Origin of the sequence: Bacillus sp. SIMBA_008 (assembly GCF_046535495.1) — a bacterium.
In the GTDB taxonomy this organism is placed as follows: domain Bacteria; phylum Bacillota; class Bacilli; order Bacillales; family Bacillaceae; genus Bacillus; species Bacillus subtilis.
In genome coordinates, this window is record NZ_JAWRWL010001374.1 from 1 (window position 1) to 231 (window position 231).

A 231-nucleotide genomic window follows, 5' to 3' on the forward strand; every position below is an offset into this window, starting at 1 on the left:
GTCGCATCGGCCGACGGCGCCTCGCTCACGGCGAAGACCGTGCCACTGGTGCCGATCGAGACGACGACATCTCCGGGACCGGCGCCCAGTCCGAGGGCTGCCGCGGCGTTGTCACCGGCGCCGGGCGCGACGCGTCGGCCCGCCGCATCGGTCACCCACTCGTCGGCGCCCAGCACTCGCGGGAGCATCGCGTCATGTCCCAGGGCGGCGATCAGCAGCTCGCGGTCGTAT

Annotated in this window: 1 protein-coding gene; it reads right to left on the bottom strand. The window is 73.6% G+C overall.

Translation table 11 applies throughout. The annotated features are described in order from the left end of the window. Positions 1 to 231 (bottom strand): hypothetical protein (locus SB658_RS27950; RefSeq protein ID WP_486308237.1); only part of this gene is annotated, 231 nt, incomplete at both ends.